Source organism: Petroclostridium sp. X23 (assembly GCF_030013905.1).
Classification (GTDB): Bacteria; Bacillota; Clostridia; order SK-Y3; family SK-Y3; genus X23.
In genome coordinates this window covers 1,518,143-1,535,232 of sequence record NZ_CP124862.1, presented here as the reverse complement: position 1 = coordinate 1,535,232, position 17,090 = coordinate 1,518,143, and the positions used below count along the sequence as shown (strand labels likewise).

19 protein-coding genes are annotated in these 17,090 nt (G+C 38.9%); 17 read left to right on the top strand and 2 right to left on the bottom strand.

Annotation, left to right across the window (positions count from 1 at the left end; translation table 11 throughout):
• A complete protein-coding gene (locus QKW49_RS07520) occupies nucleotides 1–1,302 on the top strand; it encodes an amidohydrolase (RefSeq protein ID WP_282866922.1) in 1,302 nt (433 codons plus the stop codon).
• 221 nt (nucleotides 1,303–1,523) lie between these two features.
• Here QKW49_RS07520 and pepV read toward each other — a convergent pair whose 3' ends face one another.
• Entirely contained in the window at nucleotides 1,524–2,918 is a 1,395-nt protein-coding gene (pepV, locus tag QKW49_RS07515) for a dipeptidase PepV (protein ID WP_282866920.1), read from the bottom strand.
• 183 nt (nucleotides 2,919–3,101) lie between these two features.
• Here pepV and QKW49_RS07510 point away from each other — a divergent pair, with 183 nt between their 5' ends.
• The 3 genes from QKW49_RS07510 to QKW49_RS07500 all read left to right on the top strand — a co-directional run bounded on the left by QKW49_RS07510 (nucleotide 3,102) and on the right by QKW49_RS07500 (nucleotide 4,628).
• Nucleotides 3,102–3,635 carry an NUDIX hydrolase gene (locus tag QKW49_RS07510; RefSeq protein WP_282866918.1) on the top strand — a complete coding sequence of 178 codons (534 nt, stop codon included), beginning with the start codon at nucleotides 3,102–3,104 and terminating at the stop codon, nucleotides 3,633–3,635.
• Nucleotides 3,636–3,677: 42 nt separating this feature from the next.
• The gene (gene lspA / locus QKW49_RS07505; protein ID WP_282866917.1) at nucleotides 3,678–4,115 is read left to right on the top strand and encodes a signal peptidase II; all 438 of its coding nucleotides are present in this window, start codon (nucleotides 3,678–3,680) and stop codon (nucleotides 4,113–4,115) included.
• A gap of 69 nt (nucleotides 4,116–4,184) precedes the next feature.
• Nucleotides 4,185–4,628, top strand: coding sequence for a DUF2935 domain-containing protein (locus QKW49_RS07500; RefSeq protein WP_282866916.1), 444 nt, complete (start codon nucleotides 4,185–4,187; stop codon nucleotides 4,626–4,628).
• Nucleotides 4,629–4,855: 227 nt separating this feature from the next.
• Here QKW49_RS07500 and QKW49_RS07495 read toward each other — a convergent pair whose 3' ends face one another.
• The gene (locus QKW49_RS07495; protein ID WP_282866915.1) at nucleotides 4,856–6,019 is read right to left on the bottom strand and encodes an amidohydrolase; all 1,164 of its coding nucleotides are present in this window, start codon (nucleotides 6,017–6,019) and stop codon (nucleotides 4,856–4,858) included.
• Between the two features lie 119 nt (nucleotides 6,020–6,138).
• Between QKW49_RS07495 and QKW49_RS07490 the strand changes: the two genes are divergently transcribed.
• The 13 genes from QKW49_RS07490 to abc-f all read left to right on the top strand — a co-directional run bounded on the left by QKW49_RS07490 (nucleotide 6,139) and on the right by abc-f (nucleotide 17,039).
• Complete coding sequence (locus QKW49_RS07490) at nucleotides 6,139–6,486, top strand: cupin domain-containing protein (protein ID WP_282868086.1); 348 nt, start codon at nucleotides 6,139–6,141, stop codon at nucleotides 6,484–6,486.
• Nucleotides 6,487–6,782: 296 nt separating this feature from the next.
• The gene (locus QKW49_RS07485) at nucleotides 6,783–6,956 is read left to right on the top strand and encodes a Flp family type IVb pilin (RefSeq protein ID WP_282866914.1); all 174 of its coding nucleotides are present in this window, start codon (nucleotides 6,783–6,785) and stop codon (nucleotides 6,954–6,956) included.
• A 32-nt stretch (nucleotides 6,957–6,988) separates the two neighbouring features.
• Nucleotides 6,989–7,186, top strand: a complete 198-nt coding sequence (locus tag QKW49_RS07480; RefSeq protein WP_282866913.1) for a Flp family type IVb pilin — start codon at nucleotides 6,989–6,991, stop codon at nucleotides 7,184–7,186.
• A gap of 104 nt (nucleotides 7,187–7,290) precedes the next feature.
• Nucleotides 7,291–7,689 carry a TadE family protein gene (locus QKW49_RS07475; protein ID WP_282866912.1) on the top strand — a complete coding sequence of 133 codons (399 nt, stop codon included), beginning with the start codon at nucleotides 7,291–7,293 and terminating at the stop codon, nucleotides 7,687–7,689.
• 12 nt (nucleotides 7,690–7,701) lie between these two features.
• A complete protein-coding gene (locus tag QKW49_RS07470; protein WP_282866911.1) occupies nucleotides 7,702–8,679 on the top strand; it encodes a pilus assembly protein TadG-related protein in 978 nt (325 codons plus the stop codon).
• A gap of 12 nt (nucleotides 8,680–8,691) precedes the next feature.
• A complete protein-coding gene (cpaB, locus tag QKW49_RS07465) occupies nucleotides 8,692–9,441 on the top strand; it encodes a Flp pilus assembly protein CpaB (RefSeq protein ID WP_282866910.1) in 750 nt (249 codons plus the stop codon).
• A gap of 299 nt (nucleotides 9,442–9,740) precedes the next feature.
• Entirely contained in the window at nucleotides 9,741–10,943 is a 1,203-nt protein-coding gene (locus QKW49_RS07460; RefSeq protein ID WP_282866909.1) for a response regulator, read from the top strand.
• Nucleotides 10,944–11,003: 60 nt separating this feature from the next.
• The gene (locus tag QKW49_RS07455; protein WP_282866908.1) at nucleotides 11,004–12,371 is read left to right on the top strand and encodes a CpaF family protein; all 1,368 of its coding nucleotides are present in this window, start codon (nucleotides 11,004–11,006) and stop codon (nucleotides 12,369–12,371) included.
• Nucleotides 12,372–12,383: 12 nt separating this feature from the next.
• On the top strand, nucleotides 12,384–13,352 hold the full coding sequence (locus tag QKW49_RS07450; protein WP_282866907.1) for a type II secretion system F family protein: 969 nt from the start codon (nucleotides 12,384–12,386) through the stop codon (nucleotides 13,350–13,352).
• 13 nt (nucleotides 13,353–13,365) lie between these two features.
• On the top strand, nucleotides 13,366–14,289 hold the full coding sequence (locus tag QKW49_RS07445; protein ID WP_282866906.1) for a type II secretion system F family protein: 924 nt from the start codon (nucleotides 13,366–13,368) through the stop codon (nucleotides 14,287–14,289).
• Nucleotides 14,290–14,344: 55 nt separating this feature from the next.
• Nucleotides 14,345–14,686, top strand: a complete 342-nt coding sequence (locus QKW49_RS07440; protein WP_282866905.1) for a DUF192 domain-containing protein — start codon at nucleotides 14,345–14,347, stop codon at nucleotides 14,684–14,686.
• A 154-nt stretch (nucleotides 14,687–14,840) separates the two neighbouring features.
• Nucleotides 14,841–14,993 carry a hypothetical protein gene (locus tag QKW49_RS07435; RefSeq protein WP_282866904.1) on the top strand — a complete coding sequence of 51 codons (153 nt, stop codon included), beginning with the start codon at nucleotides 14,841–14,843 and terminating at the stop codon, nucleotides 14,991–14,993.
• Between the two features lie 126 nt (nucleotides 14,994–15,119).
• Complete coding sequence (gene abc-f / locus QKW49_RS07430) at nucleotides 15,120–17,039, top strand: ribosomal protection-like ABC-F family protein (RefSeq protein ID WP_282866903.1); 1,920 nt, start codon at nucleotides 15,120–15,122, stop codon at nucleotides 17,037–17,039.
• Nucleotides 17,040–17,090 lie beyond the last annotated feature (51 nt).

The window sequence follows — 17,090 nt, the reverse complement described above, 5'->3', positions numbered from 1 at the left end:
ATGAACACGCTTATTAAGAATGCGACCATCATCACGATGGAAGATGAGAATAAAATCATCAGGAATGGATATATCACTATCGTGGATGATAAAATTACTTTTGTGGGAGAACATTTACCGGAGGATTTTCTGCCGCAGATAATCATTGAAGGCAAAGGAAGAGCAGTCTTACCCGGTCTTATAAATGCCCATACACATACACCTATGGTATTGCTTAGGAGTTATGCCGATGATTTGCCTTTGCAGGAGTGGCTATTTGATAGAATTTTTCCTGTAGAGGACAAGTTTACGGCGGAAGATGTCTACTGGGCATCTATGCTGGGTATGATGGAAATGCTAAGGTCAGGAACCACATGCTTTGCAGATATGTACTACTTTATGGATGAGATTGCAAAGGCAGTGCATAAGGTAGGAATGCGTGTCAACCTGTCCAGAGGACTGCAGTGTTTTGAACCGGATTTCGATGCTGCTACCGATACAAGATTGATTGAAAATGAGCAATTGTTTAAGGACTGGGATGGAGAAGGAAATGGCAGGATTAAGGTTTATTTGGGTCCTCATTCGGTATATACCTGTGTACCGGAATATCTTGAGGATGTAGCTGAACTGGCACATAAGCTGGATACGGGCATCCATATGCACCTTTCCGAAACGATAAAAGAAAATCAAGATTGTATTGAAAAATACGGAAAGTCACCTGTACGGCATATGTATGATTTGGGACTGCTCAGGCCTAATACACTAGCGGCTCATTGTGTACATGTTACCGATGAAGATATGGATATACTTGCGCAAAACAATGTTAATGTCATATACAACCCGGGAAGTAACTTGAAACTCGCTAGTGGGATTGCGCCTGTCGGAAAGATGATGAAAAAAGGCATCAATGTGGCATTGGGAACCGATGGTGCCGCAAGTAATAATAATTTAAACATGTTTGAGGAAATACACTTGGCGGCACTTATCAGTAAAGGTGTGGAAAGGGAACCTACTCTGATCAATGCATACCAAGCGTTAAAAATGGCGACGTGCAATGCTGCTTCGGCGCTGGGCTTGGATCAGGTTGCAGGTGTAATCAAACCGGGCATGAAAGCTGATCTGACCATCATAAACATGGAGAAGCCTCATTTTTATCCGTCACACAATGCTGTTGCCAATATTGCGTATTCCGTGCAAGCTGCCGATGTGGAGACAGTATTGGTGGATGGCAGGATACTGATGGAAAAAGGTGAGTTTAAAACCATTGATGATGAAGAAGTGATATATCATATCAATAAAATCAGTCAGAGATTATTTGGGTAAGATATCAAAAGTAGTTGCAGAGGGTGCTGAAAAAGTGCTTAATTGTTCAGAAATCAGACAAGGGCGGGGCCCAGGGCCGCAGTCCGTCCCCGTGCTTTACGACTGACCGATGAAGCACTTTTTCAGTATTTTCCACCAGTCCCCTTGTCTGATTTCTTCTGCTCAAAAGATTGCGACTATATTAGTGGTTTCGTAGTTGTCCATCATGGCGGAATTTATGCTTACTTTGCTAATTCATAGACAGCACGGGCAAATATTTTGGTGTTTTTGATGAGTGAATCGATCGCGATATACTCATCTTTTTCATGTGCCAGTTCCGGTTCACCCGGAAACTGAGCACCAAAAGCAACGGCGTTATCAAAGGCACGGGCGTAGGTGCCTCCACCTATAGCTAACGGTTCTCTAAGGTCGCCGGTAACATCTCTGTAGACTGCCATCAGTTTTTGCACTAAAGGATGATCTTTAGGAACAAACAATGCACCTTGATGATCAATTCTTTTTATATTAATGCCGTAGTTTTCAATTGCCTCTTCAATTTTATGTTTTATATCTTCTTCCTTAGCAGTAACGGGATAGCGAATATTGGTAATGGCTTCTCCATTATTTTGGTCAACATTGATTAATCCTATATTAAAGGTCAGCTCTCCCGATATATCATCTTCCATGGCGCAGTCAATGGATTCACCGTTTGTTTCAATGCCGATGCAGTCATTATAAAACTTAATAAAAGAGTGCTCTGCATTTTCTGCTTTCATACATTCATGCAATATCACCATAAGTTGTGAGATGGCATTGATGCCTTTATGGGGAGTACTGCCATGAGAGGATTTCCCATGTGATTTTAGTAATACGGTTTTACCTTCAACCGCTAATTCTATATCAAACTGTTTCAGCTCTATCTGCTTTTTCAAATTTCTTGAAAAGCTTTGAAGTATTGAAGTCTGCACTTCAATCTCTGCTTCACAAAAATCAGGAACCATATTCGCTCTATTTCCACCATTAATCTTTATGATATTAAAAGCCGGATTTGTTTGTTTAAACTCCTTATAAAACTTATAGTTCACGATGCCTTTTTCCGCATGGATGACAGGGTAGTCAGCATCCGGTGTAAATGCATAGTGGGGTATCTCCTCTGTCTGCTTATAGCGATTGATACAATCCCAGCCGCTTTCTTCATCCAGTCCCAGGATCAGCCGCACTCTTTTACCGAGTTTGATACCGCTGTTTTTTATTGCTTTCATCGCGTATAATGCCGCTATTGCAGGGCCTTTGTCATCGATGGTGCCTCTGCCGAATATTTTTCCATCATGTATTTCCGCCGCGTAAGGAGGATAAGTCCATCCCGTTCCTTCAGGAACAATATCCAAATGCGCAAGCATCGCTACTAATTCTGTACCTTCACCAAATTCAACATATCCTATGTATCCGTCAATGCTTTTAGTATTAAAACCCATTAACTGTCCTAATCCAAGCATATATTCAAGCGCATCGTGCACACCGGGTCCAAAAGGTTTACCGGGTAAAGCGTCTTTCTTGATGCTAGGTATGCGTACAATCTCTTGAGTGGATTTAATAATTTGATCTTTTATCTGGTCAATATAACTGTCGAAATTCATCTTGTCACGTCTCCTTTTTATTGACTTAATTAATATTCTACAACGTAGGGCTCCCTTGACAGCATTGCTGAACTGTGAACTGTGAACAGTGAACAGCTATTATATATTTTATTCTTTTTTCACTGGATAATGCAATAGATTAAAGGTATAATATTTAACAAGAATATTCTAACGGAGGTTATCATGGATTTTACAGAAAAGACAATTAAAAGTGAAAAAATTTTTGATGGGAAGATCATTAAAGTGAAGGTCGATATGGTTGAACTTCCGAATGGAAGTACTTCAACTAGAGAAATAGTAGAGCATCCTGGTGCTATATGTGTTATTCCTATTACTGAGACCAAAGAAGTAATAATGGTCAGACAGTTCCGGAAGCCTATTGAAGCAGTGTGTTTGGAGGTTCCGGCCGGAAAGTTGGATGAGGGAGAAGATCCTTATCAATGCTGTATTAGAGAACTGGAAGAAGAGACAGGATATAAAGCAAAGAATGTGCAGTCACTCGGTAGTATTTATACTACCCCGGGTTTTTCCAATGAGATTTTGCATATCTATCTAGCTACAGAACTTTATGAAGGAAAGCTTCAACCGGATGAAGATGAATTTGTTGAAACAGAGACCATTCCATTAGAAAAATTGGTGGATATGGTCATGAATGGAGAAATAAAGGATGCTAAAAGTATCGTTGCGATTTTAAAAGCATCCCAGTTGTTAAAGTAGATCTTACCTATACCTTATTATATCTGCTGTTCGTCAGGAGGAATGATGATATTTTATGCACTATTTATTTTGACACTTATTGCGATTGATCAGATTGCCAAGATCACTGCGTTAAAACTTTTGGCAGACAGGAATGATTTGCCCATAATTTTTGGACCTGTGCAATTCACCATTGTAAAAAATCCGGGTGCGGCATTCGGGTTGCTGAAAAACAGGAAAACTTTTTTAAGAATAATTACCGCTATTTTAATTGCAAGTGTCGTCATATATTTTGCAAATTTGCTTGTGACGGAAACGAGAAGCCTTTTAATCCGGCCGTTGGCCTTCATTATTGGAGGAGCTGTATCCAATTATCTAGATAGACTAAGATTAGGCAGCGTCATCGATTTCTTAAGCTTGAACATAAAGAAGTTTCCTGTTGTGAACTTTGCGGATATTTTTATATTTGCGGGATCAATTCTTTTTATTCTAAATTCCTAAGTTTTAAACTCCGATTGTTGGTAACATGAAATACACTTTTCTCATAATATGATGTAGGGAGGTGTATTTATGTTTTGTTATACTATGTTGACGGATATAGGATGTGCGCTTAGAGAATTAGATATGTGGACGGAGATCTCCAAGGAGCATCCGGTATTTATAAAAAATGTTGCTAAGCTAAGTAACATCGATTTGCCAAAAGAATTGATCGAAAAATTGGATATGATCAATAGGCATTTTGAGTCTCTTCATCAGGCTGTAAAAGAATTAATGAGACAGCAGCAGTATGGAGGAATGGGGTGGATAACCTATCCCCCTATGATGCAGGTTCGGAATCTTGTAGAAACTTTTTTGCAGTATGACATGAATTTTATTAATGTTTTAAAACAAGTGCAAAACTATGGTAAAGAAAATAAAGTATGGCAAACACTCATTGAGCATATTATGCAGGAACAGGAATACATGTACAGATTATTTGTAACATTAAAGAATCAAATGAATGTCATGAGGTAAAGAAAAAGTTCACGGTTTATATATAACAAACTTTAGACTTATATTTACCAAGTTATATATCACACTAGCAGTTAAGATTCCGTAGGGGCGGACGACCCTGTCCGCCCGCAGATATAGAAATAGTACAGCGGGTGGACAGGGTCGTCCGCCCCTACGATGATAAAACTGATATACTGAAACAAGAATTAACATACTGGATAATAAAAACTCTAAAGTTTTTGACTATATCACGAATCAGTTCTTCGGTATATAATTTCTCCATTTATGATTGTCATCAGAACTTTGGTATTAATGTTCAATGGCTTTCCGTCATAGACCACCAAATCTGCATCATAGCCTTCTTCGAGTTTTCCAATTCTATCTTCGCATTCCAATATTTCTGCAGGATACCGGGTAATGCTCTTGATCGCATCTGATTGACTTAGTCCTTCCGAAATCGCGATCGCGGCGATTGTCCTCAGTTGATCTATAGAGTTATAAGGGTGGTCTGTAATGAGTGCTGCTTTTACACCTGCCTCCATCAGATCTACTACAGCACTATAATGTCGTCGCTTCATCTCCATTTTAATACGCGGTGTTAACATTGGTCCGTATGCAACAGGAATATTTTTTTCTTTTAGATATTCTTTCACCAAATTTGCTTCCGTACCATGTTCAATTACTAATTTTTGTATGTTGAATTCTTCGGCAATTCGTACTGCGGTGATAATATCGTCGGCTCTATGGGCATGCACTCTTAATGATATTTCACCTTTCAATACGGGAATGACTGCTTCAAGTTTGATATCGCGCTGTTTCAAATTGCTTTGTTCTTTAAGATAAATATAGTCCTGTGTTCTCATAAACAAATCTCTAATAAGAGAAACTGTTCCCATCCTGGTGACAGGAGCTTTATTCTGAGTCCCATAGGTACTGATAGGGTTTTCACCCAAAGCGATCTTCAAACCGATAGGATTTCTGACAATCATATGATCGATAATGCTCCCATGTGTTTTAATAGCGGCACTAAGTCCGCCTACGGCATTATTGCTTCCAGGACCACTCATGACAGTAGTAACCCCTGATTTTACCGCATCATGAAAGGATATATCAAAGGGATTGATGGCATCTATTCCTCGAAGGTGAGGGGTTACAGGATCAGAAGTTTCATTGTTATCTATTCCTATTTTACCCGTAGCCTCTTCAATAATGCCTAAGTGGGTGTGGCAATCGATAATCCCGGGAAATACATATTTTCCTTTAATATCAATCACTTGGGAAACATTATCTTTATTATCTGTTTTTTCAGACATTTCTTTAATCTTTTTACCTTCAATCAAGATATCTTTTTGTACAGTAGTATTATGGTTATCATCTATGACCAGACAATTTTTCAGTAATATTGTTAGCATTTTTTCACCTCATCTTTCATATTATGTGAAAGTAGCGTATGAATTATAATCTTGTAAACAACTAAATATCTTGTTTATTTATGAGTTTTTTTGGGAAAATAAAAATTAGAGGAGGAGATATTATGAACGGACAACTTATTAAAAACATCGATTTTTCAAGACCTTTAGAATTAGAAGGACTGGTAGATTATCAGCAGGGACAAGTTGTGAGCCGCACATTGGCACAAGGAAAGCCTATGAGTGTTACACTGTTCGCTTTTGATAAAGGGGAACAAATAAGTACCCATGCATCGACAGGAGATGCTATGGTATATATCATGGATGGACAAGCAGAGATTACTATTGGAGAAGAAAAGTTTAATCTCACTAAAGGGCAGACGATTGTAATGCCTGCAAATGTCCCGCATGGCCTAGAGGCGATAGAGCGATTTAAAATGCTATTAATTGTTGTTTTTACCCTAACATAAAGAAACTTCATATAGCGATGTAAATCAATGAATGAGATTTATAGGAGATAAGAAAAGTACCAACAGCATGCTGTTGGTACTTTTTTACTTTCGATAGTACAACAGGTTAATAAGCAAGTAGGTATAGTAGTATCTGTGACCTATAGTCCCGATTCTCCTTAAGTCTGACGCTATATGTATTCTCAGGCACAAAGGATTAGGTCAATGAGTACTAATGGCTGATAGTAAAAAAATGGCGAGGATTGTATAATGAAGTCAGAAAACCAAAGAAGCAAAAGAGGTAGGTGCTTAAAGTCATGTTGGTATATTTCTACAAGATCATACAACAACTGAGCAGTGAAAAAGGGCAAGGCATGGTAGAGTATGGATTGCTTTTAGTAATGATTGCTCTTGTAGTAATCGCAGGAATGACCAATTTGGCAGGGGCTGTATCAGACTTCTTTACCAGCTTCAGCACATGGTTTGATTAACGGTAATAAAAAAATTAAAGGGAGGTTGTAAGATGTCAGTATTATTTGGTTATGCGTCCATGTATCTCAAAAAGTTTGTAAAAGATGAAAAAGGTCAGGGTATGGTAGAATATGGGTTGATTATCGCATTAATAGCAGCTGTTGTTGTTCTTGCGCTTACACCTATGGGACAAGCTGTAAGAGGGTTGTTCGATGGGTTAACTCCAAAACTGACTCCGCCAACATCTTAATAAAGCAAGAGTTACGAAGGGTAACTGTCAAACCTAAAAGTAATATTCCATATATAACCCTACTTGTGTTACAGGTAGGGTTTTTTTAAAAAGCAGGTGAGCGAATGACGTTATTGAAAGTACTAAGAGATCAAAGAGGGCAGTCCATTGTGGAAGCGGCCATGGTACTACCGATATTATTACTGATTCTCTTCTCGGTATTTGAGTTCGGAAGAATTTTCAATGCATATATGATTATTACCAATGCGGCCAGAGAAGGTGCTCGGTGTGCTGTGGTAGGCACAAGCGACATAGATGTCATCAATGTGATTAATATCAATACATCTACTCTAGATGCATCTAAAAGACAAATATCGGTTTCACCTACCAGCAGCAGCCGCACAAGGGGTGTTCAGGTTGCGGTTCAGATAGATTATAAAGTAGAAATAATTACTCCTCTTATCAGCAGTATGATTCCTAATCCATTCCCATTAAGGGCAAAAACGGTAATGAGGATGGAATAAGAAGGGAGAGAAATGATTAGCGTGAGATTCTTAATAAAAGACTCTAGTAAAAGCATTATAAATAAAATATGGATAGCTGTAAAAAAAACATTGGAACAAGAACAAGGAGCTGGACTGATTATCGTTGCCGCATCAATGGTAGCGATGCTTGGAATGGTAGCGCTGGTTACCGATATAGGTTTAACTTATATTGAGAGACAAAAATTGTCTAATGCCGTAGATGCGGCGGCACTGGCGGCAGCACAAGATATTTCTATCAGTGAGCAGCAGGCAAAATCAACGGCGTTGGATTATATACAAAAAAACGGATTTAGTACTGGTGATGTACAGGTCACTGTTTCAAGCAGTATGAAAAGCGTAGAAATAAGCGGTAAGAATACGGTAAATTTCTTTTTCGCAAGAGTATTGGGGTTTGATAAAACGCTGGTGGATGCGAAAGCAAAAGCGGTGGCATATCCTATCACCGGCATGACAGGTGTTAGGCCTTTAGCGGTAGAAGACTTTGTTTTTGAATATGGTGTAAAGTATGCGCTAAAAGAAGGGGCAGGAGGTAGCTATAACGGAAACTTCGGACCTCTTGCATTAGGTGCTACCGGTGCCAATAATTATAGAAACAATATTAAATACGGGTATTCCGGCAAACTGAAAGTGGGAGATTGGGTGGATACCGAAACCGGGAATATGCCGAACCCTACCGAAGAGGGGATTGATTATTTGATGAATCAATGCAGCCATTCGCCGAAGTGTACAATTGATCATTATGACTTGGCCTGTTCACGTATTATCCCCCTTCCGATTGTAAATACATTGGAAGTGAATGGAAAAGGTGAAGTTCAAATTGTCGGGTTCGCGATGTTTTTGCTGGAAGGAAGAGATGAAGATGGTGGTCATATGAGAATATTAGGAAGATTTATAAAAAACACAACAGTGGGCGATAGTGACCCGAACGGTACAGATTATGGATTATATGCGGTAAAGCTTGTAGAATAGGGGGGGATTTTAATGCATAGAGTGAATAAGAAAGTATTGTTTTTAGCAATTTTATTGGCAGCAATTACATCTTTTTTAATTTATTCGTATATCCGGGGGATTGAAAAATCAGATATTCAAACAGAATATTCTTATATTGTGGCTGCTGCAAAAACCGTAGAAAGTCGAGCAGAGATATTATCTAATGACATTAAAATGATAAAGGTTGAGACAACGTCGGTAAATCCTCAAGCATTTACCAATATGAATGATATCATAGGAAAACGGGCGAGATCTAAAATAATAGAAGGGGAGCAGATCCTTAAAGACAGAATTGCTACTGAAGAACAAATGCTTTTATCATATGTCATTCCTGAAGGTAAAAGAGCTATTACCGTTAATGTGAATGAAGCCTCGGAAGTTGGAGATTTTATCCGCCCGGGAGATCATGTAGATATTCTTGTCACATTTGATAAGTATGAGTTGGAGAATAATGTTCAGAAGATCATCTATCCGAGAGTCACGAAGGTTGTACTGCAGGATATTTTGGTTCTCGGGATGGGGCAATTGCAAGAAGTTCCGGAGAAGCCAAGACAGGAGCTGCCAAAGACAGTGACGCTGGCGGTCACATTAGAAGAAGCAGAAAAACTTACTTTTATTGAAGAAACCGCTGTTATTAAAATGGTATTGCGGAATGTCGACGATCATAATAAAGTGACCACAAGCGGTGCGTTGAGGGAGGATATGGTTACCGACCGAGGCAAGATCGTGCTGCCAAAGTGATATAAACATCAGGATACATGAGCACAACGCAAGGTAGTCGACTGCTTTAGCGATATTGGAGGGCGTGAAAAAGTGCTTATCGTTCGAAAATCTGGCATGGGCGGGGCTCAGGGCCGCAGTCCGGCCAAAAACCAGGCCTGACAGCAGACCAGTCCCCATGTCCGATTTTCTCTTCGTGCTAAATCGGACTTTTTAGTAGTCTCGGACAGGGCCCCGCCCAAGTTCGATTTCCTCTATTATCTGTGAACTGTGAACCGTGAACTATTTCAACTGCGAACTATTTAGAAAGAGGTGAAAGGATGAATCAAAGAATAAAGGTAATTATTGCGGACGATGTCAGAGAGACAAGAGAAAACATAAAGACATTGCTATCCTTTGATGAAAGAATAGAAATTGTTGGAGAAGCAGAAAACGGAGAAGATGCGGTGTTTCTCGCACGTGAAGTTCGTCCGGATATTATTCTGATGGATATCAATATGCCTGTTACCGATGGCATTAAGGCGACTGAAGAGATCACGTTAGAGGTTCCGGAAACGACCATCATTATTATGTCTGTGCAAGCTGAACAGGAATATTTACGTAAAGCGATGACGGCAGGTGCCAGAGACTATATCGTAAAACCTTTTACCGGAGAAGAAATCATTGATACGATTATAAAAGCTTACAATCTGGATTCTAAAAGAAAGCAAAAAATAATCCTCCCTACTGAGCGAGAAGAAATAAAATCAAAAATCATATCCGTTTTTAGTACAAAAGGCGGTGTGGGGAAAACCACAATCGCAACAAACCTGGCAGTTACCCTTGCGCGCCAGACAAAAAAGAGGGTGGCGTTGCTTGATCTTGACTTGCTTTTTGGTGATGTGGCCATTCACTTAAATGTATCTATCAAAAGTACAATATCGGAACTTATTAAAGAGATTCATATATTAGACCAGGAATTAATGGATGAGTATATGGCTACACATTTCTCAGGTGTAAGAGTGCTTCCGGCACCGGTAAAGCCGGAATATGCCGAATATGTGACGGGCCGGCATGTAGAAAAAATTATTAAAACCTTAAAGGAAAGCTATCATTACATCGTAATAGATACTGCTCAGAATTTTAGTGAAACAACATTGGCGGCGTTGGATGCCTCGGATGTCATATTGTTTGTTTCTACCATGGACCTTCCCACTATAAAGAATGTAAAAGCGGGGCTGGAAGTAATGGAATCATTAAGGTATTCCGATTCAAAGGTTAAAATCGTATTGAATAAGGCGTCGGAACAATTCGGAATCAGTTATAAGGATTTTGAGTCCACCATAAAAAACAATATATGGATAAATATTCCTGAAGATAACTTTACGGTGATTAACTCGGTCAATAAAGGGTTTCCTTTTGTAGTAACCCGAGCTGAAGCGAGGGTATCAAAAAGCATATACGATATTGGCGATAGAATTATCCATGAAAAGAAGCATGTTGAGAACAGTAAATCCTTTTTCCAAAAGATTTTAGGATTCTAGGCTTATTTTAAGAGATTCGAATATTTAACCATAAGTTTAAGATATAGAAGGTGAAATCATATGTCTCTATTACAGCGATTAGAAAAAGAAAAAGCGGTAGAAAAAACGGATACGGGCAGTGCCTCCAAGATGCGTAAGACTGTTCAGGTTGAGAAGAAAGATCCCTTCGAGGAGATAAAAAAGAAGATATTCGATAAAGTAGTAGATGGAATAGATCCTGATGAAGTAGATGAAGGAGAAGAATCACCGGAACTGGAAAAAAAAATCACGGCGCTTGTAGAAAAAGCGTTAGCTGAGGAAAGCATCCCTCTGTCAAGAAATGATAAACAAAAAATCACTTCAGAGATTATAGCTGAGACAATAGGCTTTGGACCTATCAATGGACTTTTGCAGAACAGAGATGTTTCGGAAATCATGGTGAATGGACCTAATCAGGTATATGTTGAACAAAAGGGTAAGCTGATGCTGAGCAATATCTCTTTTAGAGATGATCAACATGTGATGCATGTGATAGAAAAAATTGTTGCTCCATTAGGGAGAAGAATTGATGAAAGCTCTCCCATGGTAGATGCCCGGCTCCCTGATGGTTCACGTGTGAATGCAATTATACCGCCTTTGGCATTGAATGGACCTACCATTACCATCAGAAAGTTTTCAGAGAAACCTTTAACGGTCAAAGACTTGATAAATTTTAACACGTTAGACCCTAATATGGCCATGTTTATTAAAGCATGTGTTGAGGCTCGATTGAATATAGTGGTTTCGGGTGGTACCGGAAGTGGTAAAACAACCACGCTTAACGTACTTTCTTCTTTTATACCGTCGGATGAACGTATTGTTACCATAGAAGATGCTGCTGAACTTCAATTAGGCCAGGAACATGTCATTCGTCTGGAAACACGCCCTGCAAATATTGAAGGGAAAGGCGCTATCACTATTAGGGATTTGGTAAAGAACTCCTTGCGTATGCGTCCGGACCGAGTGGTAGTCGGCGAAGTAAGAGGCGGGGAAGCACTGGATATGCTTCAAGCCATGAATACCGGGCATGATGGTTCTCTGACTACAGGACATGCCAATACACCGAGAGATATGCTGGCCCGTTTGGAGACAATGGTGCTGATGGCAGGGATGGACTTGCCTGTTAGAGCAATACGTGAACAGATTTCATCGGCAGTTGACTTAATTATTCAGCAGAGCAGGCTCAAGGATGGGAGCAGAAAAATTACGCATATTACTGAAGTGGCAGGAATGGAAGGAGAGGTCATTACATTGCAGGATATTTTTATTTATAAGCAGCGCGGTAAAGATGACAAAGGAAAGGTATTGGGCGAATTTATAGCTACCGGGATCAAACCGAAATTTTTCGAAAAATTGGAAAACTCCGGTGTAAAGCTGCCGTCGGATTTATTTTTAAGCAGAAAAATATAAAGGGGTGTAGGGATGCTGTACCTTATTATATCTTTATCGTTTGTTACTGCCATCATATTGGTATATGGGACAATACGGCTTTTTTTTATAAAAAGCAAGCTGGTGGATAGAGTAGAGAAGTACGTGAATATCCAGCAAATATCAGATGATAATGATGAGGACAAATTTTTAAAAAGGATCATGAAAGGCATACTGCTATCTGGCAGAGGAATGGGCAATTTAGGTATATTTAACGGATATAAGAAATATGTACAGTCACAGCTTATAAAAGCGCATATTCCTCTAAAGGGAGAAGAATTCATTACAATATGCATCATGAGTACTGCAGCATGTGCCGTCGCATTTATGCTCATCGCACAAAGTATTATTACCGGATTGCTGTTTGGTGTGATCGGATGGTTTATTCCCATGTTATTTGTGCAATCAAAGAAAAAGAAAAGAATCAAGCAGCTGAATGACCAATTGGGAGATGCGATTACATTGGTTTCAAATTCTCTAAAAGCGGGATACAGTTTTTTTCAAGCGGTGGATACGGCTTCCGGTGAAATGTCCGGAAGCATCGCGGAGGAGTTTATGCAGCTAAAAAAGGAAGTGAATTTGGGGTTATCAACCGAGCAAGCCTTGGAAAACCTAGTAAAAAGAGTCGAGAGTGATGACCTGGAATTGGTTGTAACTGCGATTATGATTCAGAGACAGGTAGGAGGAAATCTTGCTGAAATATTGGACAATATTTCAGAGACAATCCAAGAAAGGGTTAGAATAAAAGGTGAAGTCAGAACACTTACCGCACAGGGCAGAATGTCAGGAATTATTATCGGTATTATTCCGCCTGCGATGGGGGCCGTTCTAGCAGTAATCAATCCGGAGCATATAGGTGTTCTGTTTACAAGAAAATTAGGTCTTCTGATGATAGTATGTTCGGTGATTATGGAATTAATGGGTATTTATTTTATTAATAAGATCGTAAAAATAGAAGTGTAAAAGAGGTGAAAATATGCTGCTCTATTTAATCGTATTTTTTTCATTTTCAGCAATGATTGCTCTGATTTATGCTGTTTATAGCATTACTGCAAGCAATAAAAACATCATCACGAAGCGGTTGGACAAAATCAGCCTGGAAAAAAGCATGGACGTCCGCGAAGAAGAGCTAAGAAAACCTTTTCTCATCAGAATTGTACAGCCGGCTGTAAGACAGATGACCGGTTTTATGCTAAAAGTCACACCTAAAGAGATCATAAATAGCTATGAAATGAAAATTATTGCAGCGGGAAATCCTTTTAACTATGGTGTGAATGAGTGGCTGACGACGCAAATGTTTTTTATGCTGGTAGTTCCTGTTTTTACAGTGATATTAGGGATGGTTTCAGACGCTGCTATAGAAAAAATATTGTTGTTTGCAGTACTGGAAATCATAGTAGGGGCTTTCGGACCGAGTATGATCCTTATTACAAAAACGCAGCAAAGACAGAAGGAAATTACCAAAACACTTCCGGATATTTTAGATTTGCTTACTGTGAGTGTGGAAGCAGGTCTTGGATTTGATGCCGCATTGGGGAAGGTAGTAGAGAAAATGCCCGGAGTGCTGGCTAAAGAATTTGATAAAGTGCTGCAGGAAATAAAAATGGGAAAGCCAAGGAAAGATGCGCTGAGGAATATGAGCGATAGATTAGGGGTGGTGGATGTCACTACTTTTATAGCTTCGGTAATCCAGGCAGATCAGTTGGGAGTAAGTATCGGAAATGTATTAAGGGTACAATCGGATCAGATGAGGGTTAGAAGACGTCAGAGAGCACAAGAAAAGGCAATGAAGGCGCCTATTAAAATGCTGCTGCCTATGGTGTTTTTTATATTTCCTACCATTTTTACCGTGCTTCTCGGTCCGGTAGTGATACGGTTAATGGAGACATTTGCGAAGTAGCTGATAGGGTGAATCGTGGGGGTTAAAAGTAAACGATGGAGTTGAGGTTGATTTTATGCAGATTAAGATTGCTAGTAATAATGGAATAATAGCAGATCAAGCAGTTATGGCACAGACATTCATAACACGGCTTAGAGGACTGATGTTCAGAGAAAGATTGAATGAAAGCGAAGCCTTGATTATTCAACCCTGTAATATGATACATACTTTTGGAATGAGATTTGCGATAGATGCCCTTTTTGTCAATAAAGAAAACAAAGTAGAGCATATGATTGAAAACCTTCATCCTAATAAAATAAGCGCCATGGTATTTAAAGCGGTAAAGGTAGTGGAGCTGCCTGCCGGGGCAATACATAATGCAAATATTCAAAAAGGGGACATGATTTTCATTACTTAAATAATAGAGTAAAGAAGAAAGAGTGGGATTATTCCTGCTCTTATTTGCTTTTTGAAATATAAGTATTTTTATAGCTTTCATTTTTTATCTTACTTCGACATTTGTTTTGTGGTATTATATTCCAATAATCTACAAAAGATAAAAGGTGATACGTATGAAGAGAGTAAAGAAGCACACTATTTTTATCCCTTTTAATATACTGGTTTTTATGGGGCTGGCGTTAATGAAAGATAATAGTGTAGGACTAACATTGATGCTGATGGCCGTATATGCGGTATATTACCTATGGGTCTTTCAAGAAGAGTAGTATCATTTGAAAATATATACCCGTTTTTGGTGCTTTAGGAATTATTATTTCGTCATTCCTTAGTAGCAGTATTGCCAACTCCTATGCTATAATGGGTAAGAAGTTATAAAAAGGGGTTTGCATAACATGATTCTATTAAATTGCAGCAATATAGGTAAATCATATGGGATAGATACGATATTGGAACAAGTATCATTCAATATATACAAAAACGATAAAATTGGTCTGGTAGGGGTAAATGGAGCAGGAAAGTCTACCCTATTTAAGATGATTACAGGAGAAATTTTACCGGACTCGGGGGAAATCTATAAATCAAAAGAACTGGTCATCGGGTATATGGCGCAAAATTATGAAATAGATTCGGAAAAAAACATATGGGATGAGTTGCTGGAAGTATTTGCGCCATTGATAGAGATGGAGAAGAAAATTAAGGTGCTTGAGAAAAAGATGGAGCAAACTTCAGATGTACATCATTTGGACGAGTTGGTGCATCAACATGCAGAACTTTGCGAGGAATTTAAGGATAAGAACGGGTATGGGTTTAACAGTCATATTAGGGCGGTGCTGGTCGGTTTAGGCTTTGAGGATGAACAGTTTAACCTGCCTATTAAATATTTAAGCGGTGGACAAAAAACACGGGTAGCGCTTGCGAAGATTTTATTACAAAATCCTCTGATGCTTCTTTTGGATGAACCAACCAACCATTTGGATATACAGGCAGTAGAATGGCTGGAAAATTTTTTAGCCGATTACTCGGGCAGTGTCATGATTATCTCTCATGATAGATTTTTTCTGGATCGGGTAACAAATAGGACAATAGAAATTGAAAATAAAAAAGCAGTTTGTTATGACGGGAATTATTCGAATTATATAAAGCAAAAACAAGTAAACAGAGAGCAGCAGTGGAAGCAGTATCATTTGCAGCAGAAAGAAATTTCAAGAATTGAAGGAATTATTGAACAGCAGAAGCAGTGGAATCGTGAAAAAAACATACGTACTGCCGAAAGCAAGCAGAAAGCTATTGATAGAATGGAAAAAGTAGATAAACCCGAAAATCTTCCTGACAATATCCGGTTTAAATTTCAGACAAGGATTAGAAGCGGAAATGATGTTCTTGCGGTAGAAGGATTATCCAAGTCTTACGGGGAGAATCATCTCTTTAGCAATATAGCATTAAACATTAGGAGCGGGGAAAAGGTTTTTCTGTTAGGTGGGAATGGCACAGGAAAAACAACACTGTTTAAGATATTACTGGATAAAGAAAATAAAGACAGTGGATGGATACAATGGGGAACCAATGTTATTCCGGGATACTATGATCAAGAACACTCCGATATAGATATCACAAGAACGGTGTTAGATGAAGTAGCGGATGCGAATCCCGAATTAACACAAACGGAAACCAGAAATGCGCTGGCGGCGTTTCTCTTTAGGGGAGATGATGTGTTTAAAAATATCTCGGTGTTAAGCGGAGGCGAAAAAGGAAGGATTGCATTAGTAAAACTTATGCTGTCAAAAGCGAACTTTTTAATATTAGATGAACCTACAAACCACTTGGATATTTATTCAAGAGAAGCATTGGAAAATGCTCTTCTGGACTATAACGGCACAATGTTTATAATATCCCATGACAGGTATTTTATCAATAAAATTGCATCTAGGATCGTTGAATTAGAGTCTGCAGATTTAACAGAGTATATAGGAAACTATGATGACTATGTGGAAAAAAGAAAAAAAATGCATGCGGTGGAAATGAAAAACCAAACCTCTGCGCCTATAGATGAATCTTCAAGCACACCCTCCAAAGAGCAGTATGAATCACAGAAAGAAAAAAAAGCCAATGAACGTAGAATACAAAAATTGATTGCTGAGTTAGAAGAGAAAATATCCGAGACCGAAATACAGATTCAAGAGCTGGAACAACAGCTATGCAATCCGGAAGTGTTTTCTGACCATGAGAAGGCGTTTGAGATTAGCAGTAAAATTGATTATCTGAAGGAAACGTTGGAAGAGTTTTATGCGGAGTGGGAAAGTTTGCATGAATAAATATATTCTCATTGAAATGGTATAAGCATCATCCCACGGGGCTTAATAATT

Excerpts from the sequence above, each read along its gene's own strand:
- QKW49_RS07520 (WP_282866922.1), top strand. The coding sequence starts at position 1 with ATGAACACGCTTATTAAGAATGCGACCATCATCACGATGGAAGATGAG.
- pepV (WP_282866920.1), bottom strand. The coding sequence starts at position 2,918 with ATGAATTTCGACAGTTATATTGACCAGATAAAAGATCAAATTATTAAA.
- QKW49_RS07510 (WP_282866918.1), top strand. The coding sequence starts at position 3,102 with ATGGATTTTACAGAAAAGACAATTAAAAGTGAAAAAATTTTTGATGGG.
- lspA (WP_282866917.1), top strand. The coding sequence starts at position 3,678 with ATGATGATATTTTATGCACTATTTATTTTGACACTTATTGCGATTGAT.
- QKW49_RS07500 (WP_282866916.1), top strand. The coding sequence starts at position 4,185 with ATGTTTTGTTATACTATGTTGACGGATATAGGATGTGCGCTTAGAGAA.
- QKW49_RS07495 (WP_282866915.1), bottom strand. The coding sequence starts at position 6,019 with ATGCTAACAATATTACTGAAAAATTGTCTGGTCATAGATGATAACCAT.
- QKW49_RS07485 (WP_282866914.1), top strand. The coding sequence starts at position 6,783 with ATGTTGGTATATTTCTACAAGATCATACAACAACTGAGCAGTGAAAAA.
- QKW49_RS07480 (WP_282866913.1), top strand. The coding sequence starts at position 6,989 with ATGTCAGTATTATTTGGTTATGCGTCCATGTATCTCAAAAAGTTTGTA.
- QKW49_RS07475 (WP_282866912.1), top strand. The coding sequence starts at position 7,291 with ATGACGTTATTGAAAGTACTAAGAGATCAAAGAGGGCAGTCCATTGTG.
- QKW49_RS07470 (WP_282866911.1), top strand. The coding sequence starts at position 7,702 with ATGATTAGCGTGAGATTCTTAATAAAAGACTCTAGTAAAAGCATTATA.
- cpaB (WP_282866910.1), top strand. The coding sequence starts at position 8,692 with ATGCATAGAGTGAATAAGAAAGTATTGTTTTTAGCAATTTTATTGGCA.
- QKW49_RS07460 (WP_282866909.1), top strand. The coding sequence starts at position 9,741 with ATGAATCAAAGAATAAAGGTAATTATTGCGGACGATGTCAGAGAGACA.
- QKW49_RS07455 (WP_282866908.1), top strand. The coding sequence starts at position 11,004 with ATGTCTCTATTACAGCGATTAGAAAAAGAAAAAGCGGTAGAAAAAACG.
- QKW49_RS07450 (WP_282866907.1), top strand. The coding sequence starts at position 12,384 with ATGCTGTACCTTATTATATCTTTATCGTTTGTTACTGCCATCATATTG.
- QKW49_RS07445 (WP_282866906.1), top strand. The coding sequence starts at position 13,366 with ATGCTGCTCTATTTAATCGTATTTTTTTCATTTTCAGCAATGATTGCT.
- QKW49_RS07440 (WP_282866905.1), top strand. The coding sequence starts at position 14,345 with ATGCAGATTAAGATTGCTAGTAATAATGGAATAATAGCAGATCAAGCA.
- QKW49_RS07435 (WP_282866904.1), top strand. The coding sequence starts at position 14,841 with ATGAAGAGAGTAAAGAAGCACACTATTTTTATCCCTTTTAATATACTG.
- abc-f (WP_282866903.1), top strand. The coding sequence starts at position 15,120 with ATGATTCTATTAAATTGCAGCAATATAGGTAAATCATATGGGATAGAT.